Raw genomic sequence first — 26,720 nt, forward strand, 5'->3', positions numbered from 1 at the left:
GCCCCGGACGCCTCCTACGTCCGGGGCCGTCGCTAGGGTGGGGCCATGACCCAGACCCCCGCCGCCCCCGCCGGTCAGACCTTCGCCCTCGCCGACGCCGTCGAGCTCGTCCACGTCACCCGCAACGGGTTCGTGGAGTCCCGCACGGCCGGCGCCGCCGTCGTGACCGGCCCGGACGGCGAGGTGCTCGCCGCGCTCGGCCCCGTGGACGCGCTGATCTACCCGCGGTCCACGCTCAAGCCGTTCCAGGCCATCGCCTCGCTGCGCCACGGCGCGGACCTGGAGGGCGAGCAGCTGGCCCTGGCGTGCGGCTCGCACCGCGGCACCGCCCGCCACCGGGACGTCGCGCAGGGCGTGCTCGAGGCCGCCGGACTGGGCGAGGACGCCCTGCAGTGCCCGCCGGCATGGCCGGCCGACGCGGACGAGATCCTGCGCGCGGTGGCGGACGTGGAGCATCGCGCGGCCAAGACACCGCTGGCCTACAACTGCTCGGGCAAGCACGCCGGCTTCCTCTCGGCGTGCGTCGCCTCGGGGCACGACGTCGGCACGTACCTCGAGCTGGACCACCCCCTCCAGGCGGAGGTCACCAGGGTCATCGAGGAGTACTGCGGCGAGCCCGTGGCCCACGTGGGCGTGGACGGATGCTGCGCCCCGGCCGCCGTCGTGTCCCTGGCAGGGCTGGCACGCGGCATCGGGAAGGTGGCCGGCGCCCCCGGCCGCCGCGACGCCGAGATGCACGCGGCCTCCGTGGCGAACGCGATGCTCGAGCACCCGTGGGCCGTGCAGGCGCCGGGCCGGGCGAACACCGTGGTCATGGAGGAGCTCGGACTGATCGCCAAGCTCGGTGCGGACGGCGTCCTCGTGATGGGCGCCCCGGACGGCACCGCCGCGGCCGTCAAGGCGCTCGACGGCGGCGACCGCGCTGGCACGCTCGTCGCGCTGGCCCTGCTGGCGCACGTCGCCCCCGAGCACGTGGACCACGAGCGCCTCACCGCGGTGCTGCCCCGCGTCGTGCCGCCGATCGAGGGCGGCGGGAAGCAGGTCGGCTCCATCCGCCTGGCCCGGCCCGTGCTCGAGCTGCTCGACTGATGACCGCCGGCTCCGTCCCCCGCCGCCGCGTGCCCGTCGTCGAGGGCCACGCGGCGCTCACCGCGTGGGCCCGCGCGCACGACGAGGACCCCGCCGCCGCGGCCGCCCTCCCGCGCTCGACGCGCGCCATGGCGGTCCGCTTCGCCCTGGAGGAGCTCGCCACGCGCGTGCCCGGGAACTCGGTGGAGGTGCGCGTGCCGCCCTTCGGCGTCGCCCAGTGCCTCCCCGGGCCCCGGCACACCCGGGGCACCCCGCCCAACGTGGTGGAGATGGACGCCGTGACATGGCTGTCCCTGGCGACAGGCCTGACCGCGTGGGGGGCCGCCGTCGAGAGCGGGGCCGTACGCGCCTCGGGGGTCCGCGCCGACCTGGCCGGGCACCTGCCGCTGATCCGGCCGTGAGACGCGCGGTGCGCGACGTCACCCGCGAGGCGAGATCGCCGCGACGTGCCCCGTCCGCCCGCTCGATAGACTGGCCCGCATGACATCCGGCTCCGAGCCAACCCCCGTCTCCCCGCGCGCCCACGCGGAGGCCTCCGACCGGCACCCGTACGTCGTCCGCCGCGCCCCCCGCCTGGCCGCGGTGCTCACCCTGGCCGGCGTGCTGGGCCTGCTGGCCGCCCTCGCGATCACGGCTGTCGTGCACGCCTCCCCCACCCCCGTGGCGGACCCGTACTCGGGCCAGCCCGTGACGTTCGGCACCACCTTCGGCTACATGGCGCTCGCGTGCCTCGTGGCGGCGGCGCTGCTCGGTCTGCTGGTGTGGCTGCTGATGGACCGCCGCTCGCGCACCACCGTCCGCACCGTGGTGCTCGAGCGCACGGACGACCCCGCGCAGGCGGACGTCAGCCTGAACCGCCTCGAGGCGGACGCGCTCCGTCGTCGCGAATCCGGCACCTCCCTCCCCGAGGACCCGGCCGCCCCCGCCGAAAGGACCCCCCAGCAGTGATCTCCGCACGCACGAAGCGTGGCGACGGCCGCCTCACGGCCGCCCTCGACCCCCAGGACGCCGGCCCCCAGGACGAATGCGGCGTGTTCGGCGTCTGGGCGCCGGGCGAGGAGGTCGCGAAGCTGACCTACTACGGCCTCTACGCGCTGCAGCACCGCGGCCAGGAGTCCGCCGGCATCGCCGTCTCGGACGGCAAGCGCATCGCCGTGTACAAGGACATGGGCCTGGTGTCCCAGGTGTTCGACGAGAACACCCTCACGGCGCTGACCGGCTCGATGGCCGTGGGCCACTGCCGCTACTCCACCACCGGCGTGAACAAGTGGGCCAACGCCCAGCCCACCCTCGGGGCCACCGCCGACGACGGCACCGTGGCCCTGGCGCACAACGGCAACCTCGTGAACTCCGCCGAGCTGCTGCGCATGGTCCAGGCCGCGGAGGGCCGGCACACCCACGGCGAGATGAAGCAGGGCAACACCACGGACACCGCCCTGGTGACCGCGCTGCTGCACGGCGAGGAGGGCAAGAGCCTCGAGGAGACCGCCCTCGAGCTGCTCCCGAAGATCCGCGGCGCCTACTGCTTCGTGTTCATGGACGAGCACACCCTCTACGCCGCGCGCGACCCGCACGGCGTCCGCCCGCTCGTGCTCGGCCGCCTCGAGCGCGGCTGGGTCGTGGCCTCCGAGCAGTCGGCCCTCGCCACCGTCGGCGCCTCCGTCATCCGCGAGGTGGAGCCGGGCGAGATGATCGCCATCGACGCGGACGGCATCCGCTCCACCCGCTTCGCCGACCCCACCCCGGCCGGCTGCGTCTTCGAGTACGTCTACCTCGCCCGCCCGGACGCCGCGATCAACGGCCGCTCCGTGTACGAGTCCCGCGTGGAGATGGGCCGCCGGCTGGCCCTCGAGCACCCGGTGGAGGCCGACGTCGTGATCCCCGTGCCGGAGTCCGGCACGCCGGCCGCCGTGGGCTACGCGGAGGCGTCCGGGATCCCGTTCCGGCAGGGCTTCGTGAAGAACGCCTACGTGGGCCGCACGTTCATCCAGCCGTCGCAGACGCTGCGGCAGCTCGGCATCCGCCTCAAGCTCAACGTGCAGTCCTCCGTGGTCTCGGGCAAGCGCGTGGTGGTGGTGGACGACTCGATCGTGCGCGGCAACACGCAGCGCGCCGTGGTCCGGATGCTCAAGGAGGCCGGCGCCGCCGAGGTGCACGTGAAGATCTCCTCCCCGCCCGTGAAGTGGCCGTGCTTCTACGGCATCGACTTCGCCACGCGCGCCGAGCTGATCGCCAACGGCGCGGGCGTGGCGGAGATCGCCTCCTCGATCGGCGCCGACTCGCTGGCCTACATCAGCGAGGACGGCATGATCGAGGCCACCGAGCAGCCGCGCGAGCGCCTCTGCACCGCGTGCTTCACGGGCACGTACCCGATCGAGCTGGCCGACGAGAAGCAGCGCGGCAAGGCCGTGCTCGAGGACAGCCCGATCACCGCCGAGGCCACCGAGGTGGTGGCCGCAGACGGCTCCGGCACCACCACCGTGGCCTCCACCGGGTGCGAGCCCGGCCCCGACTCCGACGACGAAGCCCTCCTCACCGAGACGGACAGGACCCCGCTGTGACCGACGCCCAGAACACCGCCCCCGCCGCGCAGGACGCCGCCCCCATCACCTACGCCGCCGCCGGCGTGGACGTGGAGGCGGGCGACCGCGCCGTCGAGCTCATGAAGGGCGCCGTGAAGGCGACCCACACGCCCGAGGTGCTGGGCGGCGTCGGCGGCTTCGCCGGCATGTGGGACGCCTCCGCGCTCACCGCCTACCGCAAGCCACTGCTGGCCACGTCCACGGACGGCGTCGGCACGAAGGTGGCCATCGCCCAGGCCCTCGACAAGCACGACACCATCGGCCAGGACCTCGTGGGCATGGTGGTGGACGACATCGTGGTGGTCGGCGCCACGCCGCTCTTCATGACCGACTACATCGCGTGCGGCAAGGTCGTGCCCGAGCGCATCGCGGACATCGTGCGCGGCGTGGCCGAGGGCTGCCGACTGGCCGACACGGCGCTCGTGGGCGGCGAGACCGCCGAGCACCCGGGTCTGCTGGGCGTGGACGAGTACGACGTGGCCGGCGCGGCGACCGGCGTGGTCGAGGCGGACATGGTGCTCGGCCCCGAGCGCGTGCAGTCCGGGGACGTGGTGATCGCCATGGCCTCCTCCGGCATCCACTCCAACGGCTACTCCCTGGTGCGGCGCGTGGTGAACGCGGCCGGCTGGCAGCTGGACCGCGAGGTCTCCGAGCTCGGCCGCACCCTCGGCGAGGAGCTCCTCGAGCCCACCCGCATCTACACGCGGGCGTGCCTGGACCTCGTGACCCGCCTCAACGGGCACGACGGCGGCGCCGACCTCCCCGTGCGCGCCTTCAGCCACGTGACCGGCGGCGGCCTCGCGGCCAACCTCGCGCGGGTGCTCCCCCAGGGCCTCATGGCCACCGTGGAGCGCGACACGTGGGCGCTGCCCCCCGTGTTCCGCCTCGTGGGCGAGCTGGGCCGGGTGCCCCAGGCGGACCTCGAGCGCACGCTCAACCTCGGTGTGGGCATGGTGGCCGTCGTGGACGAGGAGGTGGCCGGCAAGGCGATCTCCGCCCTGCTGGACGCCGGGATCGACGCGTGGGAGATGGGCCGGATCGGCCGGATCACGGACGAGGCGCAGGCCGCCGGCGAGGACTACGTGCAGGGCGCCAAGGGCGTCGACGGCGGCGCGGTCCTGATGCGCGGCGCCTACGCGGGCTGATTCCCACAGCCCCACGCAACGAGCCCTGCGTCGGTGCCGCTGTCCCGGTGAGACAGCAGCGACCACGCAGGGCTCGTCCGGGTGTGGGGCTCAGTCCGTCCGGGCCAGGAGGTGGCGCGCCGCGAGCACGATCATCGCGATGACGGTGAGGATAAGCATCCCGTCCACGGCGACGTAGGCGTAGTGCCAGAGCGATCCGCCGTCGTCGATGCCGGCGAGGACCATGTCCGTGCGGCGGTTGAGGAACGGGCGGATGGCGATCACCTTGATCGCGAGCAGCGCCGTGGCCGCGAGGCCAGCGAGCCACAGCCGGCCGGGCCCGGCCGTGATGCCGCGCGGCCGCCCGAGGGCCTTGACGAGGGAGAGCACGAGCACGGCCGCGAGCGCGATCTCCACCATGTTCATCGCGAAGAACACGCGGCGCCCGATGCCGAGGCCCAGCGGGATGGTGATGCCCGGGGCGGTGAACTTCAACGGCGCCTCGATCAGCGAGATGCCGGTGAGCAATCCGAGCCAGATCGCCGGGATCGCGAAGATCAGCGCCCGTGCCCAGACGGGCCCGCCCACGGAGGGCGAGAGGGTCCGGGAGGTGCGGGGGGCGGCGGCGCGGGTGTCCATGCCCGTCAGGCTACTCGCAGGGCTCGTCTCAGGGGTGTCGTCTCCGGCGGACGGGTCAGAGGCGGGCGTCGAGCCAGGCCAGCGCCTCGGCCACGCCCTCACGCCAGCGCCACTGCGCCTTGGCGTCCGCGCGGGTCGGCCCGCGGTTGATCAGCCCCACCTCGTGCCCCGCACGCTCGGCGCGCAGCACGAACCGGAACCCGCTCATCACCGCCAGGGACGTCCCGACGGCGAGCACCGCGCCGCCGGCGTCGGCCATCTCCTCGGCCGCTCGCCTGCGGGCCACGGGCACGTTCTCCCCGAAGTAGACGACGTCCGGCTTGAGCTCCACGGAGCCGCACGCCCGGCAGCCGACCATCACGAACTCGTCCACCCACCGGGCGTCCAGCGTCACGTCGCCGTCCGGGTTCACCGCGGCCGGGTCGATCGCCACCCGCTCCAGGTAGCCGGGATTCGCGGCCTCGAGCCGCACATCCAGCGCGCGGCGGGACTCGCTGGCGCCGCAGGTCAGGCACGCCACCCGCGCGAGGTCGCCGTGCAGCTCGATCAGCCGCTCCCCCGGCACGCCCGCCTCGCGGCCGGCGGCGGCATGCAGCCCGTCCACGTTCTGCGTGAGGATGCCCGCGATCCGCCCCTGCTGCGCCCAGCGCGCCAGGATCCGGTGCGCCTCGTTGGGCTGCGCCTGATCCATCCGGCGCCAGCCCACGAAGGAGCGCGCCCAGTAGCGGTGGCGCGCGGCGGGGTCGTCCCGGAACTCCTGGAAGGTCATCGGGCGGTGCCGGTGGAGCGAGCCGTTCGGCCCGCGGTAGTCGGGGATCCCCGAGTCCGTGGAGACGCCCGCGCCCGTGATGACGAGCGGCGTCGTGGTCTGCAGCAGGCGCAGAAGACCCCGAGACGCGGTCTCGGGGTCCTGCGGTGGTGCGGTGTCCTCCACGACGCGGGCGATCGACCGCAGCGCGGCCTGATGCCCGTCGAGCGCGGGATGCCTCACCGGTGTCATCGTGACGTCATCGCACGCGCGATGCGTCGTCCTCGTCCTCGTCGGCGTAGAGGTCGGCGTAGGGATCCTCGTAGAGGTCGTCGCCCTCCGTCTCCGGCTCGGGCTGCGCGACGGGAGTGACGTGCGTACGTCCGCCCGCGAGCTCCCGCTCCAGTGCCGAGAGGTCTGTGCCAGGCGTGTAGTACTTCATCTCACGTGCCTGCTTGGTGGCTTTCGCCTTCTGACGGCCGCGCCCCATGAGCGTGACCCCCTTCGCATCTCTCGTGCCCGGGTCTGACGGCGCTCAGAGGCCGGCCGGGTTCTCACTGGTCAATAAATGGTTCGTGCAGTCAAGGGTACAACACCACCCCGACGTCGGGCGCTCACCCGCGGGGGCCCGGGCGGGAGGCCACGCCCCCGCCCGCGCCCCGTTCAGTCCCGGCGCGCCTCCACGCTCAGCCCGTCGGCGTCCGCGCCCTCGGCACGGTCCACCAGCACCGTGTCGCCGTCGGCGATCGTGCCGCCCAGCAGGCCGCGGGCCAGCCGGTCGCCGATCTCCCGCTGCACGAGACGGCGCAGCGGGCGGGCGCCGTACGCCGGGTCGAACCCGGTCAGGGCAAGCCACTCGCGGGCCGCGTCCGTGACCTCGAGGCTCAGGCGGCGGCCGGTGAGCCGCTCCTGCATCGCGTCCACCTGCAGGTCCACGATCTTCGCGAGCTCGGCCACGCCGAGCGCGTCGAACAGGACGACCTCGTCCAGCCGGTTGAGGAACTCCGGCTTGAACGCCCCGCGGACCACGTTCATCACGGCGTCCTTGCGGGCCTGCTCCTGCATCGACGGGTCCACCAGGAACTGGCTGCCCAGGTTGGACGTGAGGATCAGGATCACGTTGCGGAAGTCCACGGTGCGGCCCTGGCCGTCGGTGAGGCGGCCGTCGTCGAGCACCTGGAGCAGGATGTCGAAGACCTCGGGATGGGCCTTCTCCACCTCGTCCAGCAGCACCACGGAGTACGGGCGCCGCCGCACGGCCTCGGTGAGCTGGCCGCCCTCGTCGTAGCCGACGTACCCGGGAGGGGCGCCGACCAGGCGGGACACGGCGTGCTTCTCCGAGTACTCGGACATGTCGATGCGCACCATGGCGCGCTCGTCGTCGAAGAGGAACTCCGCGAGCGCCTTGGCGAGCTCGGTCTTGCCCACGCCCGTGGGGCCCAGGAAGAGGAACGAGCCGGTGGGGCGGTTGGGGTCCGAGATGCCGGCGCGGGCACGGCGCACCGCATCCGAGACGGCGACGACGGCGGCCCTCTGCCCGATCAGCCGCTCCCCGAGGTGCTCCTCCATGGTGAGCAGCTTCTCCGACTCGGAGGCCAGCATGCGCCCGGCGGGGATGCCGGTCCACGCGGAGATGACCTCGGCGATGTCGTCCGCCGTGACCTGCTCGGACACCATCGGCGAGACCTCGTCCTCGGGTGCCTCCTCGGCGCGGCGGTCGGCCTCCTCGAGCTGCTTCTCCAACGCCGGGATCTCGCCGTACAGCAGGCGCGAGGCCTCGGCGAGGTCGCCGTCGCGCTGGGCCTTCTCGGCGAGCGAGCGCAGCTCGTCCACCTTGGCGCGCAGGTCGCCGGCCTCGTTGAGCGAGGCCTTCTCGGCCTCCCACCGGGCGGTGAGGGCGCGCAGCTCCTCCTCGCGGTCCGCCTTCTCGGCGCGCAGCCCCTCGAGGCGCTCCACCGAGCCCGGATCGGTCTCGCCGTCGAGGGCGAGCTCCTCCATGGTGATGCGGTCCACCTGGCGGCGCAGGACGTCGATCTCCACGGGGGCCGAGTCGATCTCCATGCGCAGGCGCGAGGCGGCCTCGTCCACGAGGTCGATGGCCTTGTCCGGCAGCTGGCGGCCCGTGATGTAGCGGTCCGAGAGGGTCGCGGCGGCCACGAGCGCCGAGTCCGCGATGGCCACCTTGTGGTGCGCCTCGTAGCGCTCCTTCAGGCCGCGCAGGATCGCGATCGAGTCGTCCACGGACGGCTCGCCCACGTACACCTGCTGGAAGCGGCGCTCCAGCGCGGGGTCCTTCTCGATGTTCTCGCGGTACTCGTCCAGCGTGGTGGCGCCGATGAGGCGCAGCTCGCCGCGGGCCAGCATGGGCTTGAGCATGTTGCCCGCGTCCATGGCGCCCTCGGAGGCACCCGCTCCCACCACGGTGTGGATCTCGTCGATGAACGTGACCACCTGGCCGTCCGACGCCTTGATCTCCTCGAGCACCGCCTTGAGCCGCTCCTCGAACTCGCCGCGGTACTTCGCGCCCGCGATCATCGCGCCGAGGTCCAGGCTGATGAGCTGCTTGCCGCGCAGCGACTCGGGCACGTCGCCCGCCACCATGCGCTGGGCCAGGCCCTCGACGACGGCGGTCTTGCCGACGCCCGGCTCGCCGATGAGCACGGGGTTGTTCTTGGTGCGGCGCGAGAGCACCTGCACGAGGCGGCGGATCTCCGAGTCGCGGCCGATCACGGGGTCGAGCTTGCCCGAGCGGGCGACCTCGGTGAGGTCCGTGCCGAACTTCTCCAGCGACTGGAAGGTGTTCTCCGGATCCGGGGAGGTCACACGGGTGTCCCCGCGGACGGCGGTGAGGGCAGCCGCGAGCGCCTCGGCGGTGGCTCCGGCGGAGCGCAGGGCCTCCCCGGCCTCGCCCGCGTCCCCGGCCAGGCCGAGGAGCAGGTGCTCGGTGGAGACGAAGTCGTCCTGACGCTGCTCGGCCTCGGCGCGCGCGTTCTGCACCACCTGCAGGCCGGCGCGGGAGAGCTGTGCCTGCGCCACGGTGGAGCCCTTGGAGGAGGGCAGGCGGCGGATGGCGGAGGACGCGGCCGTGGAGACGACGTCCGGGTCCGCGCCCGCGGCCTTCAGTACCGCGACGGCGACGGACTCCCGCTGGTCCATGAGGGCCTTGAGGAGATGGGCCGGCTCCACCTGCGGATTTCCGGCGGTGGAGGCGTTCATGGCCGCGGCCGAGAGCGCCTCCTGGCTCTTGGTGGTGAACTTGGCATCCATGTGCCTCGCTCCTTTCCTCCCCGACGACGGGGGTGTCTGGGCAACCGCCGCGCGGAGGCCTGATCCACCGCCCCGGCAACGTTGAGTCTAATCAACTCAACCATGGGCGGCCAGGCTGTATTCCCGCCGGCGCCCACTACCGTTGACCCCATGGCCGGCTCCACCGCAGCGCTCCGCGATCCCCGCACGTACGAGCACCCGCGGCTCTCCCTCCTCTACGTCATCCGCCGCACCTTCCACCGCCTCATGGATCTCCAGGTGTGGGACGTGGCCGCCGCCATGAGCTTCTTCGGCGCGCTGTCCCTGCTCCCCATGGGCGTCGCCCTCCTCGCCCTCGTGTCGGTGCTGGGCGTGGAGGAGGAGACCGTGCGCACCGTCGCGACGCTCGCGGCCGACCTGTGGCCCACCCTCACGCAGGAGGACGTGCAGGCGTGGCTCCTCTCCCTCCACGCCTCGAACACGAGCGTCGTCGCCTTCACGCTGGGCCTGCTCGGCGCGGTCTTCTCCGCGTCCGGCGCCGTGGCCGCCTTCCACCGCGCGATGCACCGCATCCACGACACCCGGGAGGGTCGCCTCCTCCCCCATTTCCGGCTCGTCATCTTCCTCGAGACCCTCGCGGTCCTGACCGGCACCGTCGTGGTCGTCGGCCTCGTGATCCTGGGCGGAGACCTCGCCGAGCTCCTCGGGGAGCTCATCGGCCTGCCGCGGGTGGCCGTGCAGGTCTGGAACATCGGGAAGTGGCCGGTCATCCTCGCGATCCTGGCCCTGGCCGTCACCCTCGCCTACCGGCTCGGCCCCAACGTCCGCTCCCCGCGCTACCGTCCCTTCTCCTCCGGCGGGGTGATCACGGTCTGCCTGCTCTTCGGCGCCACCCTCGCCCTCGGCTGGATCACGGCCACCTTCGGCCAGTTCGAGCTCGTGGGACGGATCAACTCCGTGATCGGCGTGCTCGGCCTCGCCTGGGCCGCCTGCATGGTCCTCGTGGCGGGGGCCGCGTACGACGCGGAGCGACTGCGCGCCCGCCAGGTCGCCGTCGGCGTGGACGCCTCCGCGGAGATCCAGCTGGCCACCCGCCACACCCGCGTGCTCGAGATGGCGGAGCGTCAGGAGGAGCGGGACCAGCAGCTCGCCGCGCTCGTGTGCGCCGCGGTCCTCTCCGGGGAGCCTCTGACGGCCGAGCGCACGCGGATGCTCACGGAGGCCGGCCACCCGTTCGCGGTGGAGGCACCGGGCCGCCGCCCCGAGGACCTCAGCTCCGGCCGCCCCTTCCACGCCTCGCCGCTCCGGGACGAGGCGCACCTGGGCGAGGACGTCGTCATCCCTGAGCCGCGCGGCCGCGGCTCCGCGTGACACACCGACACGGAGGCGGCCTCGGCCCGCCGGACGCCTAGGATGTGCTCCAGTTCACACGGCCTGCACCCCACGGCCCGCCCCGGAAGGCTCCCCCATGCTCCGCACCCCATCCCGCGCGGTCGGTGCGCTGACGCTCGGCGTCGGCGCCCTGGCCCTCAGCGGCTGCGCCGTCCTCGGCGGCGACGCCGGATCCGCCGGCATCGTGTCCGACGACGACCTGAGCACCTCGTACAGCCTCGTCCAGCCCGGCGTCCTGACGGTCTGCTCGGACGTCCCCTACCCGCCCTTCGAGTTCGAGGAGAACGGTGAGCTGACCGGCTACGACATCCAGCTGGTCGAGGCCGTGGCGGAGAAGCTGGGCCTCGGGGTGAACGTGATCGACTCCTCCTTCGAGGCCATCGAGTCGGGCGCCTCCCTCACCGGCTGCGACCTCAACGCCTCGTCGATCTCCATCACCGAGGCACGCCAGCGCGTCATGGCCTTCACCCTCCCCTACCTCGACGACGACCTCGTGCTGGTCGCGAAGAAGGGCTCCGGCATCACCAACATCGACTCCGCGAAAGGCCGCCGGATCGGCGTGCAGGCCGCGACCACCGGCGATGAGTACGCCCAGCAGAACGGCCTGAGCCCCGTGCAGTTCGAGGACGGCGGCATGCAGATCCAGGCCCTGCAGGCCGGCACCGTGGACGCCGCCCTGGGCAACCAGTCCGTGCTGCTCTACTCGCTCAAGGACGACGAGCGCTTCGAGGTGGTCGAGTCGCTGCCCACGGGTGAGCAGCTCGGCATGGCGGTCGGCCCGCAGAAGGCGCAGCTGGGCTCCGCCGTGAACCGCGCGCTGCAGGGGCTGCGCAACGACGGCACCGTGGCCGAGCTCCAGGAGCGCTGGTTCGGTCAGGCACAGGAGGACTACCGATGAGCACGCAGGCCCCCGTCTCGCCCGCCCCGGCCATGAAGCCCGGTCGCGCGCGCCGCCGTCGTCGGCTGTCCCTGATCATCCAGGCGGCCGTCTTCGTCCTCGCCCTCGTCGTCCTGGCCGTCCTCATCGACTGGGGCGCGCTCGCCGAGAACGTCCTGAACTTCCCCGCCGTGGCCCCGATGTTCCCCAACGTGATCCTCGTGGGCCTGGGCAACACGCTGTTCTACACGGTCACCTCGTTCGTCGTCGGCCTCCTGGGCGGCATCGTGCTCGCGCTCATGCGCCTGAGCTCGTTCGGCCCGTACCGGTGGCTGGCCACCGCCTACGTCGAGTTCTTCCGCGGCGTCCCGGCGCTGCTGGTGTTCCTCGCCTTCGGCTACGGGGTGCCCTTCGCGTTCGGGGTGTCCTGGCCGATCCCCGTCGTCGTGATGGCAGCCCTGGGCATGGTCTCGGCCGCGTACATCGCCGAGACCCTGCGCGCCGGCCTGCAGGCCGTGCCCCGCGGCCAGATGGAGGCGGCCCGGTCCCTCGGCATGCCGACGTGGCGGGCCATGGTCACCATCGTGATCCCCCAGGCGTTCCGCATCGTGCTGCCGCCGCTCACCAACGAGGTCATCCTCCTGACCAAGGACTCCTCGCTGGTCTACGTGCTCGGCCTGGCCGCGCACGAGTACGAGCTCACCAAGTTCGGCCGCGACGGCATCTCCGCCCTCGACGCCGGCATGACGCCGATCCTCGTGGCCGGCCTGTTCTACCTCGTGATCACCGTGCCGCTGTCCCTGCTGGCCCGTCGGTTCGAGACCCGTTCGACCAAGAAGGGGCACTGACATGGCCCAGCAGAACCCCATCACCGGATCCTTGGGCGCAGTGGCCTCCGCGGACGCCGCCGGCGTGCGCGTGGCAGGCCTCAACAAGTCCTTCGGCGCCAACCACGTGCTGCGCGGCATCGACCTCGACGTCGCCCCCGGCGAGGTCGTGTGCCTGATCGGCCCGTCCGGTTCGGGCAAGTCCACCCTCCTGCGCTGCGTGAACCTGCTGGAGAAGCCCGACTCGGGCGTCGTCACGGTCGGTGAGTTCACGGTCACGGACGAGGACGTGGACCTGGACGTGCTGCGCCGCCACGTGGGCATGGTGTTCCAGCAGTTCAACCTGTTCCCGCACCTGTCCGTGCTGGAGAACTGCACCGTGGCCCAGCTCAAGGTGCTCAAGCGGGGCAAGGCCGAAGCGGTGGACATCGCCCGTCGGCAGCTGGCCCGCGTGGGCCTGGCCGAGCTCGAGGACCGCTACCCGGACCAGCTCTCCGGCGGCCAGCAGCAGCGCGTGGCGATCGCCCGTGCGCTGGCCATGGACCCGCAGCTGATGCTCTTCGACGAGCCCACCTCGGCCCTCGACCCCGAGACCGTCGGCGACGTCCTGGCGATCATGCGCCAGCTCGCCCGCGAGGGCATGACCATGCTCGTGGTGACCCATGAGATGGGCTTCGCCCGCGAGGTCGCGGACCGGGTGGTGTTCATGGACGGCGGCGTCGTGGTGGAGTCCGGGCCCGCCTCCGCCGTGATCGCCGACCCGCAGCAGCCGCGCACCCAGGACTTCCTGCGTCGCGTGCTGCACCCCACCGAGATCGACCTCTGACGGTGAGGGGCCGCTGAGGCACCGGGCACGACGACGAGGGCCCCGGGCCCGGACCAGACGGTCCGGGCCCGGGGCCCTCGTTCTCGGCGTGCGGGAAGGATCAGGCCTTCTTGCGCAGCTTCTTCAGCTCCTCGCGGGCGTCGCGCAGCGCGGCGGTCTGCTCGTCGCGCGCGGCGAAGATGGCGGCCACCTTCTCGTCCTTGGCCTCGCGGATGGCCTGGACCTTGGCGTCACGGGCGGACTCGATGCGCTTCGCGCGCTTCTTGGCTGCCTTGCGGCGCTTGCCGGGGCGGTTGGCCACGGAGTCGGACATGATGGCCAGGCCGGAGCCCACCAGGAACACGTCCTTGGCCACGGAGGTGCCCTCCTGCGAGGGGCGGACGCCGTCGTCCTCGGTCATCTCCGGGGTGTTCAGGTACATGGACATCAGGCCGCCGGAGAAGGCGGTCAGCGCGGCGCCGGCGAGCCAGCCCGGGACGAGGGGCAGCAGCAGCGCGCCGCCCACGCCGACCTCGGAGGCCACGATGAAGTTCTTGAACTGGGCCGGGGAGAGCTGGGCCAGCGCGGGCACGCCCTTGGCGCCCATGTCACGGATGTAGGCAGCCTGCTCGTCGGAGAGCTGGCGCTTGCCGAGGCCGGAGTTGAGGATGAACGCGCCGGAGGCCAGGCGCAGCGGAATCTGGACGATGCTCATGGAGTCTTCCTTCCAGTGGGGCCCGCGGCACAGGGATGGGAATGTGGCGCGAACAGTCGAATAGAGCGGTCAGCACGCTCACCCTACCAACCCCTCCCCCCGCCGTCCGGGTCCCCTCTCCCCGCCGATGGGGGAGAATGTCTCCCATGCTCTCCTCCCTCACCCCCGCGCTCCAGGCCGTCGCCCCCGCCGAGGGGGCCGTGGACTACGGATGGCTCGGCAACGTCGTGGTCGGCATCATGGAGGCCATCGGCCCGGTCGGCGTGGGCGTGGCCGTGCTGGCGGAGAACATCTTCCCGCCCATCCCCTCCGAGGTGATCCTGCCCCTGGCCGGCTTCACCGCCGCCGGAGGAGCCTTCAGCCCGCACGCCGCCCTCCTGTGGGCCACCCTCGGCTCCGTCGTCGGCGCGCTCGCCCTCTACGGGATCGGCGCGTGGCTCGGACGACGCCGCCTGTACCGGATCGCGAACTGGATGCCCCTGGTGGACATCGAGGACGTCGAGCGCACCGAGCGCTGGTTCGGCCGGTTCGGGTACTGGTCCGTGTTCCTCGGCCGCATGATCCCCGTGTTCCGCTCGCTCATCTCCATCCCGGCGGGCATCGAGCGCATGCACCTCGGCCTCTTCACCCTCTACACAGCCCTGGGCTCGCTGCTCTGGAACGCCCTGTTCATCTACGGGGGCTACGTCCTGGGCGCCCAGTACCACGTGATCTCCGACTACGCGGACCTGTTCTCCACCGTGGTGATGGCGCTCATCGTCCTCGCCCTGGTGGTCTGGGTCCTGCTGCGCGTGCGGCGCGACCTGCGCCGCCGCCGCGATCCGAACTTCCGGGCCCCGAGCCCGGACGAGGCCGCCGCCCGCATGGACGCCGCCCTCAGCTCCACCGACCACCGGAAGTGATCTGCATGACCCACTCCACTCCCCGCCTCGCCGCCCGACGCCGGGCCGGCCTCGGCCTCGCCGCCGCGGCCCTGCTCGCCCTCACCGCATGCGGCGGGAACGACCCCTACGGGGCTCCCGCCCCCACCGCCGCGAGTGCCTCCGAGCTGCCGCCCATGGACATGGCGCCCTTCACGCTGGACATACCGGACCTGGACCTCGCGCTCGTTCCCGGCGCCTCCATGTCCGCGATCGAGGGGCAGAGCCCCGAGTTCCACGGCGCCTGGCTCGAGGTGCCCGGCGCCCGCTCCTGGACCGACGCCATGGCCGCAGACGTGCGCGCCCAGGTCGAGGCCTATCAGCGGGACACGGACCTCTCAGCCGACCCCTCCCTCGAGGTGCAGCCGCGCCTCGCGGTGGCGGGGCAGGACATCGCCGCCGTCCGCCTGCTCTCCACCGAGAAGCGCGGGACGGAGTCCGTGTCCTCCTCCCAGGCCAGCTGGTACTCCGCCCGCGAGGACCGCGTGCTGGCCACGTCGGACCTCTTCACGGCCGAGGGCTGGACCGCGTTCCGCGCCGAGGTGCGCGACCGCATGGCGAACGACCCGGACATCGTGCAGGAGCGGCTGACCTCCGCCGTCGAGGCCCCGGACCAGGCCGAGAACCGCCGCATCTGGGACGCGGTGGTGCTCCTGCCGGACGGCAGCGCCCTCCTCGAGGTCGACCAGGCGGCGCTCGCACCCGCCGCGGCAGGCGTGCTCACCGCCCGCATCCCCTCCGAGACGGTGCGGCCCTGGCTCTCCGAGCTGGGCCGCACGGCTCAGGACGCGGCTCGGACGCCCGCCGCCGTCCGCCTCCCGCAGGCCTCGTCCTCCCCGGCGGGCTCCTCGGAGGCGCCCTCCACCACGGCCGTGCCCGTGCCCCCGCCGCTTCCCGCCACGAGCGAGGCCCCCCGGCCGCCGGCGGAGACCTCGAGCGACCCCACGGAGACCGCGCCGACCCGGCCGGACCCCACCCCCGCGGACACCGACGAGCCGACCTCGGCGGCCCCTGCCCCCGACCCGTCGTCCACAGGAGCACCCGGCACCGGCGCCACGAGCACCACGCCGAGCGGCTCCTCTGCGCCGACGACGCAGCCGGGCAGCTCCCCAGCGCCGAGCAGCGACGTGCCCTCGGCGCCCTCCGGGCCCACGCGCCCGACGTCGGCGCCCACACCGGGCACCACGAGCGCACCCGGCACCCCCGAGCCCTCGACGTCGAGCTCCCCGACGCCGTCGGACACGCCCACGGACGCGCCGACGTCGGATCCCGGCACCCCCGAGCCGTCCGACTCCACGCTGCCGCCGGAGCCCACCTCCGACGTGACGCCGCTGCCCGAGCCGAGCGCGTCCGACGCGCCCGCGGACTCCGCCGCCCCGGTGACCGCCGAGACGTCGCCCACGATCGTGTCCACATCGTGACGTGAGGGAGGCCGGAGGCATCGCCCCCGGCCTGGCAGGATGAGGAGGTCGGCCGGGAGGCCGACCTCCCCTCGCGCTGAGCCCCGTCCTCGCGCGCTGATCCTCGAAGAGTGTGAGCCCGCCCATGACCTCGACGTCCCGCCCGCGCCTCTGCGCCGCCCTCCTCGCACTGACCCTGGCCCTCGGGGCGTGCGGCGGCCCCGACGGAGGCGACGCACCCGCTCCCCAGGCCGCCGCGGACTCCGCGGCCGCCACGAGCCCTGCGACCGACACCCCGAGCCCGGAGTCCGCGTCGTCGTCCCCGTCCGCGTCAGGCGGCAGCACGTCCTCCGCGATGACCAGTAGCGCACCGTCCACGTCCGCCGCCGCCCCTCAGTCGGACGACACCGGCGCGGGCCAGGAGTCGACGTCGGCCGCGACGCATGCCGAGGAGGCCGAGGACGCACGCGGTGCCGCCGAGTCCTCCTCCGCCGGGTCGGCCGAGGGCCAGGACGAGCGCGGCTCCTCCGCCGAGGGACGGCAGGACGCCTCCGCACCCGCCTCGTCGGCGTCGCCCTCGCGCCCCGGTGCGGACGCCCGCACCCAGGACCGCCCGGCACCCGTCGTCGCGCAGGACCGCGGGGTCCCCGCCGCACAGGACCTCGGCGGTCCGAAGCCCGGCGTCGCTCCCGAGGACACGCCGGTCGCCGTGACCACCCCGAAGCCCGTGATCCCCGTCGAGCGGATCGCACCGCAGGATGTGCGCCCCGCGCCCGTGCAGCAGCCCGCCTCCCCTCGCCCGGCCGCGCCGAGCGCGTCCGCCGGCACGGGTGCGACCGCCCCCGGCTCCTCTGGGCCGAGCGCCTCGGCCCCTGCGAGCTCCGCCTCGGCGGCGCCGCAGCCCTCCACGGCCCCGGCGCCCGCCGGCCCCGTGCGCCAGGCCCCGGTGGACTGCGCCGTCACCCGGTGCATCGCCCTCACCTTCGACGACGGCCCGGGCCGGCACACCGGCCGCCTCCTGGACGTCCTCTCCGCCGAGCAGGTCCCGGCCACCTTCTACGTGGTGGGGCAGAGCGCGAAGCTCAACCCCGCGATGATCGCCCGCATGGCGGCGGAGGGCCACCAGGTGGGCAACCACAGCTACACCCACCCCAACCTCACGACGCTGACGGCCGGGCAGGTGCGCCAGGAGATCGCGGCGACGGACGCCGCCGTCCGCGCGGCCGGCGTCAGCCCGAGCACCGTGCGCGCCCCCTACGGGGCGCTGAACGAGTCGGTGCTGGCCACCCTCGGCGGGCTGCCCCGCGCGGGATCGGTCACCTGGAGCGTGGACACCCGGGACTGGGAGCACCGCAGCCCCGCACAGACCCTCGCCGCCGTGAAGGCGGGGGCCCGCCCGGGCGGGATCGTGCTGATGCATGACATCCACTCCACCACCGTGGACGCCGTCCCCGCCGTCATCGCGCACCTGCGCTCGGAGGGCTACACGTTCGTGACCGTGGACCGCATCACGGGGGGCGTGGCCGCCGGTCACACGACGGGCTCCGGCCTGCACCCCTGAGCGCCGCCGTGGGAGGATCGTGCGGATGACTGAGCACACCGCCCCCGCCCCGTCCGCCGACGCGGCCCACCCGCACGACCACAACACCGAGAAGGACCCCGCACTGCACCGCATGGAGCCGGTCTCCTTCGTCCGCCGCGGCGCCCGCCTCACCTCCGGCAAGCAGGCCGTGTGGGACCGCCTCGCGGACACCGTGCTCGTGGACGTCCCCCGCCACCGGGCGGCCACCTCCGTGTCCCCGGACGCCCACCTGGACTGGGGGGCCGTGTTCGGGCGGGAGGCCCCGCTGCTCGTGGACGTCGGCTCGGGCCTGGGCGAGTCCACCGCCCAGGGCGCGGCGGACCGGCCGGACTGGAACGTGCTCTCGGTGGAGGTGTACGTGCCGGGGCTCGCGGCGCTCATGGCGCAGGTGGAGCACCGCGGGCTCACCAACGTGCGGGCCGTGGAGGCCAACGCCCCCGAGCTGCTGGACCAGCTGCTCGAGCCCGGCTCCGTGGGCGAGGTGTGGGTGTTCTTCCCGGACCCGTGGCACAAGAAGCGCCACCACAAGCGCCGCCTCGTCTCCCCCGCCTTCGCGGACCGCGTGGCCCGCGTGCTCGCCCCCGGCGGCGTGCTGCGCCTGGCCACCGACTGGTCCGGGTACGCCGTGCAGATGCGCGAGGTCCTGGAGGCCCACCCCGAGTTCGAGAACCTCTTCCCGGGCCGCGCGTCCGGGGAGGACTCCCCGCTGACCCGCGTGCGCCGCGAGGGCCGCGAGCTCGAGGTGGGCGCGCAGCCGCTGCCCGCCGGATGGGAGGACGCGGCCGCCGAGGAGCGCCCCCTGCGCGCGGGACTCGGGGAGGCCGTGGCCGCGAGCGAGGCGGAGGACCCGGTGGACCACGAGGGCGGGTGGGCTCCGCGGTTCGAGGGCCGCCCCGTCACGAGCTTCGAGGCCAAGTCCCAGCGCGCCGGCCGGCTCGTCTTCGACCTCGCCTACCGGAGGCGCTGAAGGCCGAGCGGCTGGCCCGCGGTGACGCGGGCGGCGGCCGCGAGCGTCACGGAGCCCGGATCGCGGTAGCCCCGCGGCGCGTCGTCGCCGGCCGCGGGCGTCCAGCGCGAGGTGTCGTGGCCGCGCACGGCGGCCCCGTCCATCCCCGGGACGGGGTCCACGGGCAGGGCGACGGCGCCGGGCCAGGCCTGCCGCAGCCCGCCGAGCCGGCCGAGGACGGAGAGCACGTCTCCGGGCGCGCGGGCCTCGAACACCCGGCCGGTGGCCGCGCCGAGCGCACGGGCTCCCGAGAGGAGGGCGAGCGGCAGGCCCACCGCCCCGGACACCACCAGGGTCTCGACGGGGCGCTCCGCGCTGTGGGGCGTGGGATCGGTGGCCGCGGAGTCGGCCGGAAGGAGCCCCCGCTCGTCGAGCTCTCGCAGGGCGTGCCCCGCCACGAGGGAGCCGTACGAGTGGGCGTCCACGGCCCCGTGCACCGCGGTGCCGCGGGCGCGCAGCCCCGACGCGTGCAGGTGTGCCCACCACGCGGCGACGTCGTCGGCGAGCTGCCGGCCGGCCTCCCGCGCGGGGCGGTCGAGGACCACGCGCCACGGCGCGGGTGCGGGGTAGCGCAGCCACGCGACGACGACGGGGCGGGGCGCCCCCGCCGCGTGCTGGGCCGCGGCCAGCTGAGCGGCCTCGTGCGCCGCGCCCCACAGGGCGGTGTCCGGGCGGATGCCCATGCCGGAGACCATCCAGGTCAGATGGGTGGCGGTGGCGGGGTCTCCAGCGCACACGGCGGCGGTGGGCCCACCGCGGCCCTCGAGGTCGTGGGCCAGCAGCTCGCGCGCCGGCAGGGCACGGTCCATGGAGTCCGGGGCGAGCGCGTGGGCGAGGCCCTCCAGCGCGGCGCGGCTCCGCGGGTCGAGCCGGTCCTTCCGGCCCAGGTCCTCCCGCAGCCGTTCCCGGCGGGCGGCGCGCTGCGGGGCCGTGAACGCCAGCGGCGTCAGGCCTGCGGCGGGTTCCACGCGAGGATCCGGCGGGAACGGGCGGTGCCCGCGGGCAGGGCGCGCACGGCCGCACCGCGCCGCGCGGCGCCGGACGGGGTGCCCGGCTCCGCGGCTCCGGACGCGGGGGCGACGCCGTCCGGGCGGCCGGCGCCCGAGCGGCGGTCGGCGTAGCGCGCCGAGACGTCACCGGCGGCACCCACCGTGAACACGCGGGCCAGCCGCGAGACCTGGTGCAGTCGGTCCACCTGGGAGGCGAGCTCCACCACGGTGTCCTGCAGCTGCTCCACCTCGCGCTGCAGGGCGACGATCCGGCGGATCCCCTCGAGGGAGACGCCCTCGCGGCTCAGCGCCTGGATGGTCTGGAGGCGCTCGACGTCGGCGCGGGAGTAGCGGCGCTGCCGCCCGCCCTGGCGCTGGGGCACCACGAGGCCGAGGCGGTCGTACTGGCGCAGGGTCTGCGGGTGCATGTCCGTCATCGCCGCGGCGGTGGAGATGACGAACACGGGCGCGGTCCACTCGCCGCCGCGCTCCCGCGCGTCGCGGGCGGCCCGGTCGGCGGCCTCGGAGCGCCGGGGCCCGGCGCTCACCAGTCGGCCCTCCGGGCCAGCTCCCGCCTCGGATCGTCGCCGGCGGTGGCGGCAGCGAGGGCCTCGACGGCGGCGCGCGCCTCGTCGGTGAGCTCGGTGGGCACGGCCACCTGCAGCTCGACCAGGAGGTCCCCGGCGCCCTTCGAGGTCTCGACGCCGCGGCCCTTGAGGCGCAGGGTCCTGCCCGAGGCGGAGCCCGCCGGGACCTTGACCTTCACGGTCCTCTCGAGGGTGGGCACCTCGATGGTCGCGCCGAGCGCGGCCTCGGGGAAGGTGACGGGCACGGTGATGCGGAGGGTGTCGCCGTCGCGGTGGAAGAACTCGTGCTCGCGCACCTTCACGGTGACGATCAGGTCGCCGCGGCCCGCCGCGCCCGGCGAGCCCTTGCCGCGGGCACGGACCTTCTGGCCGTCCCGGATGCCCTTGGGCACCTTGACGTCCACGACCTCCCCGTCGGCCGCCCGCAGGGAGACCGTCGTGCCCTCGATCGAGCCCCGGAAGGAGATGGTGGTGGTGGCGGTGCGGTCCGCACCCTTGGCGGGCCGCTGCTGGCCGAAGCCGCCGCCGGCCGGCCCGAAGCCCGGCTGGCCGCCGAACCCGCCGAACATGTCTCCGAAGAGGTCGTTCAGGTCCGGGCCCGCCTGAGCGCCGCGGGGTCCGGCGCCGCCGCCGAACATCCCGCCGAAGACGTCCTCGAAGCCCCCGCCGGCCCCGCCGCCGGGGGCGGTGAAGCGGGCGCCGCCGCCCATCGCGCGGACGGCGTCGTACTCCTGGCGCTCCTTGGGGTCGCTGAGCACCGCGTAGGCCTCGGAGATCTCCTTGAACTTCTTCTCCGCGGCCTCATCGCCGGGGTTCTGGTCCGGGTGATGCGTGCGGGCCAGCTTGCGGTAGGCCTTCTTGACGTCGGCCTCGGAGGCGTCCTTGGACACCCCGAGGGACGCGTAGAAGTCCTTGTCCATCCAATCCTGCGAGGCCATGGCGCCTCCCTTCGTTCGTCGTGGTGCGGTGATCGGTGCGGTTCAGCCGTGGCTCACTCGTCCCCGGCGGACACCATCACCTGGGCGGCGCGCAGCACGCGGCCGTCCCGTGCGTAGCCGTTGCGGAACACATGCACCACGTGGTCGGCGGGGATCTCGGGGTGCGGCTGGCGCATGACGGCCTCGTGGAGAGCGGGGTCGAACTCGACGCCCGCCAGCTCCTCCTGGTCGTGGCGCTGCACGCCGAGGCCCGCGAGGGCGGAGTCGAGCTTCTCGGCGATCTTGGCGAAGGGGCCCTCGGCCAGGTCGCCGGCGGACCGCGCCGCGTCGAGGTCGTCCAGCACGGGGATCAGCGCCAGAACGGCCTTCAGGACGCCCTGGTCCTTCGCGAGGTCGCGGTCGCGGTCCACGCGGCGCTTGTAGTTCACGTACTCGGCCTGCAGGCGGCGCAGGTCCGTCTCCAGCTCGGCCTCGCGGGAGGACCCGGACGGCGCCTCGCCGGCCTCGGCCCCGGCGTCGTCGAGGATGCGCGCGGCCTGCGCCAAGGCGTCGCCCTCGTCCTGGACCGGCGCGTCCTGCGGCTCGGCGTCGGGGGCGGCCTCTCCGCGCGGGCGGCCGGTCTCCGGGTCGATCCGGCGGCGATCCTGGAACGTGAAGGCCTGCTCCTCGGAGCCCTTCTCGCCCGGGGTCCGGTCGTCGTCCGGGCGGTCGGCGGTGTTCTCGCTCATGGTGGGTCCTTTCGCTGCGGCGGCGCGCCGTGCGCGCCGGAAGTCTGGGGTGAGAGGCCGGTGGGCCGGTCACGGACGTGCGATCGCCGTGACCGGCCCACCGGTGCTGTCGCGGGCCCCGTCGGGCCGGCGGGCCGCAGGGCTCGCCGGCGCCGACGACGGCGCGGGTGCGTCAGTTCTTCTTCTCGTCGTCCTCGTCGACGACCTCGGCGTCGACGATGTCCTCGTCCTCGGCCTGGGGGGCCTCGGCGCCGGCGTCGGCCTGCTGCTCGGAGCCCTGCTGGGCGTAGAGCGCCTCGCCGATCTTCACCTGGGAGGCCTGGAGCTTCTCGAACGCGGCCTTGACCTCGTCGTCGTTGTCCTGCTGCTCCAGGGCGGCCTTGAGGGCGTCGACGTCGGCCTGGACCTCGGTCTTGACGTCCTCGGGCAGCTTGTCCGCGTTGTCGGCCAGGAGCTTGTCCACGGAGTACGCGGACTGCTCGGCCTGGTTGCGGCGCTCGGCGGCCTCGCGGCGCTTCTTGTCGTCGTCCGCGTGGGCCTCGGCGTCCTTGACCATGCGGTCGATGTCCTCCTTGGACAGCGAGGAGCCGCCCGTGATGGTCATCGACTGCTCGGTGCCGGTGCCCTTGTCCTTCGCGGAGACGTGCACGATGCCGTTCGCGTCGATGTCGAAGGTGACCTCGATCTGGGGCATGCCGCGGGGGGCCGGGGCGATGCCGGTCAGCTCGAAGGTGCCCAGGGCCTTGTTGTCCCGGGTGAACTCGCGCTCGCCCTGGAAGACCTGGATGGACACGGAGGGCTGGTTGTCCTCGGCCGTGGTGAAGGTCTCCGAGCGCTTCGTGGGGATGGCCGTGTTGCGCTCGATGAGCTTGGCCATCACGCCGCCCTTGGTCTCGATGCCCAGCGAGAGGGGGGTCACGTCGATCAGGAGGACGTCCTTGCGCTCGCCGGCGAGCACGCCGGCCTGCACGGAGGCGCCGATCGCGACGACCTCGTCCGGGTTCACGCTCTTGTTCGGCTCCTTGCCGCCCGTGAGCTCCTTCACGAGCTCGGAGACGGCCGGCATGCGGGTGGAGCCGCCCACGAGGACCACGTGGTCGATGTCGGAGACCTTGACGCCGGCCTCCTTGATCACGTCGTTGAAGGGCTTGCGGGTGCGCTCGAGCAGGTCCTTGGTGAGGTCCTGGAACTTGGCGCGGGAGAGGTGCTCGTCCAGGTGCACCGGGCCCTCGGGGGTCACGGAGAGGTACTGGAGCGAGATGTTGGTGGAGGTGGCCGAGGAGAGCTCCTTCTTGGCCTGCTCCGCCGCCTCCTTCAGGCGCTGCAGGGCGATCTTGTCCTTGGACAGGTCCGCGCCCTTGGACTTGGCCTGCTGGAGCAGCCAGTCCACGATCCGCTGGTCCCAGTCGTCGCCGCCGAGGCGGTTGTCGCCCGAGGTGGCGCGCACCTGGATGGTGGCGAAGTCGTCCTCGTCCTTGGCGACCTCGAGCAGGGACACGTCGAAGGTGCCGCCGCCCAGGTCGAAGACGAGGATGAGCTCGTCCTCCTTGCCCTTCTCGAGGCCGTAGGCCAGGGCCGCCGCGGTGGGCTCGTTGATGATGCGCTTGACGTTCAGGCCCGCGATCTCGCCGGCCTCCTTGGTGGCCTGGCGCTCGGCGTCGTTGAAGTACGCCGGGACGGTGATCACCGCGTCGGTGACCTTCTCGCCCAGGTACTCCTCGGCGTCGTGCTTGAGCTTCATCAGCGTGCGGGCCGAGATCTCCTGCGGGGTGTACTTCTTGCCGTCCACCTCGGTGGTCCAGTCGGTGCCCATGTGGCGCTTGACGGACGCGTAGGTGCGCTCGGGGTTGTTGACGGCCTGGCGCTTGGCGACCTCGCCGACCAGGACGTCGCCGCCCTTGGAGAACGCGACGACGGAGGGGGTGGTGCGGGCGCCCTCGGCGTTCGCGATGACGACGGGGTCGCCGCCCTCGAGGACGGCGACGACGGAGTTGGTGGTGCCCAGATCGATTCCGACTGCACGGGACATGGGGTGGTCCTTTCCTGTCTGCGAATGAGGCGGCCGCGTCGCCCTGGGCCGGACCCGGGGGTCCGAACCGGCCGACGTGAGCCTTCCTGACTCAGGTTGCCACCGTCGGCGACGGCGTGTCAAGGGACGTGAGTCATCCTCACTCATGTTTTGCGGATGTCCGGTTCAACGCGCTCCACGGAGGATTCATTCCCGGAGAGGTCGGACGGGGCTCCTCGCCCTGCCGCGGGCGATCAGGGCTGGCGCCGCCCCCGCGCGGAGTGGTTGATTCAGGCGACGACGCGGCGCCCTCCGGCGCCGCCCGATCGAGACGAAGGAGCACCATCGTGGCCAACGCCAAGAAGAACGACGACGCCGCCTACACCGTTCCCGGCCTGCGCGTGGAGGACGGCCACCGCGTGGCCGAGGTCCTGCAGGGCCGGCTGCACGCCCTCAACGACCTCCAGCTCACCCTGAAGCACGCGCACTGGAACGTGGTGGGCCCGGGCTTCATCGGCGTCCACGAGATGCTCGACCCGCAGATCGAGAAGGTCCGCGCCATGGTGGACGTCGTCGCCGAGCGCATCGCGACCCTGGGCGTCTCCCCCGCCGGCACCCCCGGCGTCCTCGTGGCGGACCGCACGTGGGACGACTACTCGCTGGGCCGCGCGAGCACCCTCGAGCACCTGGCCGCGCTCGACCTGGTGTACGACGGCGTCGTGACGGACCACCGCGCCGCGATCGACGCCACCGAGGACCTCGACCCGGTCACGCAGGACATCCTCATCGACCAGGTGGCCCAGCTCGAGCTGTTCCAGTGGTTCATGCGCTCCTTCCTGACCACGGACGACGGCCGCCTGAGCAGCGCGGGTGCGGCCACGGAGGCCGCCGCCGCGGGCCGGGTGAAGGACGACCAGGCCGCGCCCGCCCCGCAGGGCGCGCGCCCGAAGAAGTCGGGTGCCAAGAAGGCCACGGCCTCGAACGCGAAGAAGTCCAAGAAGAAGTGACCGCGCGCCCCTGACGCGCCCCCGTGCCCGGAGGGCCCGACCGCACCGCCGGTCGGGCCCTCTGTCGCCGTCCGGGCTCAGGCGGCCCGCGCCGGCCACCAGACACGCGGGCCGATGTCCCGGACGAGCGCGGGGATCAGCAGGGAGCGCACGATCAGCGTATCGAGCAGCACGCCGAACGCGACGATGAATGCCAACTGCACCATGAACATCAGCGGGATCACCGCGAGCGCGGCGAAGGTGGCCGCCAGCGCTACGACGGTGGAGGTGGCCACACCGCCCGTCACGTCTCCCTCTTGACATCCACCACACAGGGAACAATAGTGTTCTGTGTCACTTATTCAAGGGGCAGGCGGCCACGCTACCTGCCCCCAGTAAGGAGACCCCATGTCGACCTGGAAGACCACTTTCGTATCGACGCTCACCGGCCTGGCCGTGGTGACCACGACCCTCGCCGCACCGAGCTTGGCCTCGGCGCAGTTCCGAGATGACCAGGTGACCCACACCCAAGGACAACCCTCGACTGACAAGGTCGACGACGCTATGCGGCTCGTTCGTCAAGCTGAGATGGAGGACCCGGCAGGCTTCGCCCGACGGGTCGCAATTCTGGAACAGCTCGGGGACACATTCCGCCTGCCCCATGAGTCGACTCTTGGCTCCACCGACATGGATCGACTGGCGTTTGCAGCAACCGTGCAGGACCCCCTTGTCCTGCAGGGGCTTGTCGAGATGGTCTCTCGCGGAGACATTGAGATCATCGAAGGTACACATGGCGCCCCAGTCTGGATAAGCCATCTCGACCCGGAAGACCTGACGGCCTCCAAGGAACCCACCACCCAGGATCTTCCCGCGTGCCCCTCCGCATGGGCAGCTGCACTGGCATGGATCGGCGCAAACGCGCTCATGTGCACACCGCTCGTTTCTGTTCCGCCGGCGGCCGTCGGCTGCGCCCTCACGTTCGGAATCGGGGGGTTCATCATCGACGTAAATCAGGGGTGCTGACCTCCGGCGAGGTTGATGACCCCTCCCGTTCTCAGGAATGAGGAGATCATGGAAGTTTGGCGAATTCTCACCGCCGTGTTCCTTGGAGCAACTCTGGCCTCCGCCGGGGCCCTTGGAACCGCCCATGGGATCTGGGTGATCCTGCCTGCCCTGTGCGTTGTCGCGTTCCTCACCCTGGACTGGCGGGATCGCGATCGCCCTCGCCTGTCCACGCCACGCATGGCAGCCCTGCTCCTGGCCATCGCTGTCGGCTTGATGGTGCTCCCGCGCGTCGATTGGAGCCCGTACCCGATCATCCTGATCGCCTTCGCGGTGGCATCGGGCACCTTCACGTGGTGGGCGTTGGAGGACGTCGGGGCCCGCAGCCTCGATGTGACGACGGCATCCCCGGGTGAAAGCCACGCGCACACCTGAGGTGCGGCGTGCAACCACGAACCCACAGCCTGCGGCCCCGACGACACGTCGTCGGGGCCGCAGGCTATGCACCATGTGCCGAAGCGGAGGACCGC

The 26,720-nt window shown here is 73.2% G+C and carries 26 protein-coding genes and 1 pseudogene; 16 read left to right on the forward strand and 11 right to left on the reverse strand.

Annotated features, from left to right (window positions below; translation table 11 throughout):
- Positions 1-45 precede the first annotated feature (45 nt).
- From LG274_RS05900 to purM, 5 genes are all read left to right on the forward strand, one after another.
- Entirely contained in the window at positions 46-1,089 is a 1,044-nt protein-coding gene (locus LG274_RS05900; protein WP_404465915.1) for an asparaginase, read from the forward strand.
- Entirely contained in the window at positions 1,089-1,490 is a 402-nt protein-coding gene (locus LG274_RS05905) for a sterol carrier family protein (RefSeq protein WP_298712570.1), read from the forward strand. The genes LG274_RS05900 and LG274_RS05905 overlap by 1 nt, the downstream gene beginning before the upstream one ends.
- Positions 1,491-1,569: 79 nt before the next feature.
- Entirely contained in the window at positions 1,570-2,037 is a 468-nt protein-coding gene (locus LG274_RS05910; RefSeq protein WP_404465918.1) for a hypothetical protein, read from the forward strand.
- A complete protein-coding gene (gene purF / locus LG274_RS05915) occupies positions 2,034-3,650 on the forward strand; it encodes an amidophosphoribosyltransferase (RefSeq protein ID WP_404465920.1) in 1,617 nt (538 codons plus the stop codon). Before LG274_RS05910 ends, purF begins: the two co-directional genes overlap by 4 nt.
- Complete coding sequence (gene purM / locus LG274_RS05920; protein WP_298712564.1) at positions 3,647-4,816, forward strand: phosphoribosylformylglycinamidine cyclo-ligase; 1,170 nt, start codon at positions 3,647-3,649, stop codon at positions 4,814-4,816. The genes purF and purM overlap by 4 nt, the downstream gene beginning before the upstream one ends.
- A gap of 90 nt (positions 4,817-4,906) precedes the next feature.
- On the opposite strand, the gene LG274_RS05925 is transcribed toward purM, so the two are convergent.
- From LG274_RS05925 to clpB, 4 genes are all read right to left on the reverse strand, one after another.
- On the reverse strand, positions 4,907-5,434 hold the full coding sequence (locus LG274_RS05925) for a hypothetical protein (protein WP_319073798.1): 528 nt from the start codon (positions 5,432-5,434) through the stop codon (positions 4,907-4,909).
- 55 nt (positions 5,435-5,489) lie between these two features.
- Positions 5,490-6,434: a Sir2 family NAD-dependent protein deacetylase gene (locus LG274_RS05930; protein ID WP_298985033.1), complete on the reverse strand. Its 945-nt coding sequence runs from the start codon at positions 6,432-6,434 to the stop codon at positions 5,490-5,492.
- A 7-nt stretch (positions 6,435-6,441) separates the two neighbouring features.
- Positions 6,442-6,672, reverse strand: a complete 231-nt coding sequence (locus tag LG274_RS05935) for a DUF3073 domain-containing protein (RefSeq protein WP_248116357.1) — start codon at positions 6,670-6,672, stop codon at positions 6,442-6,444.
- 173 nt (positions 6,673-6,845) lie between these two features.
- Positions 6,846-9,449 (reverse strand): ATP-dependent chaperone ClpB, encoded by a 2,604-nt coding sequence (gene clpB, locus LG274_RS05940; RefSeq protein ID WP_404465923.1) that lies wholly within the window; start codon positions 9,447-9,449, stop codon positions 6,846-6,848.
- A gap of 150 nt (positions 9,450-9,599) precedes the next feature.
- Here clpB and LG274_RS05945 point away from each other — a divergent pair, with 150 nt between their 5' ends.
- The 4 genes from LG274_RS05945 to LG274_RS05960 all read left to right on the forward strand — a co-directional run bounded on the left by LG274_RS05945 (position 9,600) and on the right by LG274_RS05960 (position 13,350).
- Positions 9,600-10,799 carry a YihY/virulence factor BrkB family protein gene (locus LG274_RS05945; RefSeq protein WP_298712548.1) on the forward strand — a complete coding sequence of 400 codons (1,200 nt, stop codon included), beginning with the start codon at positions 9,600-9,602 and terminating at the stop codon, positions 10,797-10,799.
- A 97-nt stretch (positions 10,800-10,896) separates the two neighbouring features.
- Complete coding sequence (locus LG274_RS05950; protein ID WP_404465926.1) at positions 10,897-11,718, forward strand: ABC transporter substrate-binding protein; 822 nt, start codon at positions 10,897-10,899, stop codon at positions 11,716-11,718.
- A complete protein-coding gene (locus LG274_RS05955) occupies positions 11,715-12,545 on the forward strand; it encodes an amino acid ABC transporter permease (RefSeq protein WP_298712542.1) in 831 nt (276 codons plus the stop codon). The genes LG274_RS05950 and LG274_RS05955 overlap by 4 nt, the downstream gene beginning before the upstream one ends.
- A 1-nt stretch (position 12,546) precedes the next feature.
- On the forward strand, positions 12,547-13,350 hold the full coding sequence (locus LG274_RS05960; RefSeq protein ID WP_404465928.1) for an amino acid ABC transporter ATP-binding protein: 804 nt from the start codon (positions 12,547-12,549) through the stop codon (positions 13,348-13,350).
- A 100-nt stretch (positions 13,351-13,450) separates the two neighbouring features.
- Here the strand turns inward: LG274_RS05960 and LG274_RS05965 are convergent, their stop codons facing one another.
- Complete coding sequence (locus tag LG274_RS05965; RefSeq protein WP_298712536.1) at positions 13,451-14,044, reverse strand: hypothetical protein; 594 nt, start codon at positions 14,042-14,044, stop codon at positions 13,451-13,453.
- 146 nt (positions 14,045-14,190) lie between these two features.
- On the opposite strand from LG274_RS05965, the gene LG274_RS05970 reads away from it, so the two are divergent.
- The 4 genes from LG274_RS05970 to trmB all read left to right on the forward strand — a co-directional run bounded on the left by LG274_RS05970 (position 14,191) and on the right by trmB (position 18,913).
- The gene (locus tag LG274_RS05970) at positions 14,191-14,946 is read left to right on the forward strand and encodes a DedA family protein (protein ID WP_298712533.1); all 756 of its coding nucleotides are present in this window, start codon (positions 14,191-14,193) and stop codon (positions 14,944-14,946) included.
- Positions 14,947-14,951: 5 nt separating this feature from the next.
- The gene (locus LG274_RS05975; protein ID WP_298712530.1) at positions 14,952-16,385 is read left to right on the forward strand and encodes a hypothetical protein; all 1,434 of its coding nucleotides are present in this window, start codon (positions 14,952-14,954) and stop codon (positions 16,383-16,385) included.
- 124 nt (positions 16,386-16,509) lie between these two features.
- Entirely contained in the window at positions 16,510-17,925 is a 1,416-nt protein-coding gene (locus LG274_RS05980; RefSeq protein ID WP_298712527.1) for a polysaccharide deacetylase family protein, read from the forward strand.
- A gap of 25 nt (positions 17,926-17,950) precedes the next feature.
- Positions 17,951-18,913 (forward strand): tRNA (guanosine(46)-N7)-methyltransferase TrmB, encoded by a 963-nt coding sequence (gene trmB, locus LG274_RS05985; RefSeq protein ID WP_298712524.1) that lies wholly within the window; start codon positions 17,951-17,953, stop codon positions 18,911-18,913.
- Here trmB and LG274_RS05990 read toward each other — a convergent pair.
- The 5 genes from LG274_RS05990 to dnaK form a co-directional block, all read right to left on the reverse strand.
- The gene (locus LG274_RS05990; RefSeq protein WP_404465932.1) at positions 18,898-19,920 is read right to left on the reverse strand and encodes an alpha/beta hydrolase; all 1,023 of its coding nucleotides are present in this window, start codon (positions 19,918-19,920) and stop codon (positions 18,898-18,900) included. The two genes, trmB and LG274_RS05990, sit on opposite strands and share 16 nt — an antisense overlap.
- On the reverse strand, positions 19,899-20,489 hold the full coding sequence (locus LG274_RS05995) for a heat shock protein transcriptional repressor HspR (RefSeq protein ID WP_319074558.1): 591 nt from the start codon (positions 20,487-20,489) through the stop codon (positions 19,899-19,901). The genes LG274_RS05990 and LG274_RS05995 overlap by 22 nt, the downstream gene beginning before the upstream one ends.
- Positions 20,486-21,466 carry a DnaJ C-terminal domain-containing protein gene (locus LG274_RS06000; RefSeq protein WP_248116332.1) on the reverse strand — a complete coding sequence of 327 codons (981 nt, stop codon included), beginning with the start codon at positions 21,464-21,466 and terminating at the stop codon, positions 20,486-20,488. Before LG274_RS06000 ends, LG274_RS05995 begins: the two co-directional genes overlap by 4 nt.
- 53 nt (positions 21,467-21,519) lie before the next feature.
- Positions 21,520-22,194 (reverse strand): nucleotide exchange factor GrpE, encoded by a 675-nt coding sequence (locus LG274_RS06005; protein ID WP_404465935.1) that lies wholly within the window; start codon positions 22,192-22,194, stop codon positions 21,520-21,522.
- 172 nt (positions 22,195-22,366) lie between these two features.
- A complete protein-coding gene (gene dnaK / locus LG274_RS06010; RefSeq protein ID WP_404465937.1) occupies positions 22,367-24,223 on the reverse strand; it encodes a molecular chaperone DnaK in 1,857 nt (618 codons plus the stop codon).
- 326 nt (positions 24,224-24,549) lie between these two features.
- Between dnaK and LG274_RS06015 the strand changes: the two genes are divergently transcribed.
- A complete protein-coding gene (locus LG274_RS06015) occupies positions 24,550-25,209 on the forward strand; it encodes a Dps family protein (protein WP_404465939.1) in 660 nt (219 codons plus the stop codon).
- Between the two features lie 77 nt (positions 25,210-25,286).
- Here LG274_RS06015 and LG274_RS06020 read toward each other — a convergent pair.
- Positions 25,287-25,496, reverse strand: a pseudogene (locus tag LG274_RS06020) (MMPL family transporter); the annotation flags it as partial.
- Positions 25,497-25,596: 100 nt separating this feature from the next.
- On the opposite strand from LG274_RS06020, the gene LG274_RS06025 reads away from it, so the two are divergent.
- Together LG274_RS06025 and LG274_RS06030 are read left to right on the forward strand one after the other, a co-directional pair.
- Positions 25,597-26,211 carry a hypothetical protein gene (locus LG274_RS06025; RefSeq protein ID WP_404465941.1) on the forward strand — a complete coding sequence of 205 codons (615 nt, stop codon included), beginning with the start codon at positions 25,597-25,599 and terminating at the stop codon, positions 26,209-26,211.
- Positions 26,212-26,259: 48 nt separating this feature from the next.
- On the forward strand, positions 26,260-26,625 hold the full coding sequence (locus LG274_RS06030) for a hypothetical protein (RefSeq protein ID WP_010080226.1): 366 nt from the start codon (positions 26,260-26,262) through the stop codon (positions 26,623-26,625).
- Positions 26,626-26,720 lie beyond the last annotated feature (95 nt).

This window comes from Micrococcus antarcticus (genome assembly GCF_044872765.1).
Taxonomy (GTDB): domain Bacteria; phylum Actinomycetota; class Actinomycetes; order Actinomycetales; family Micrococcaceae; genus Micrococcus.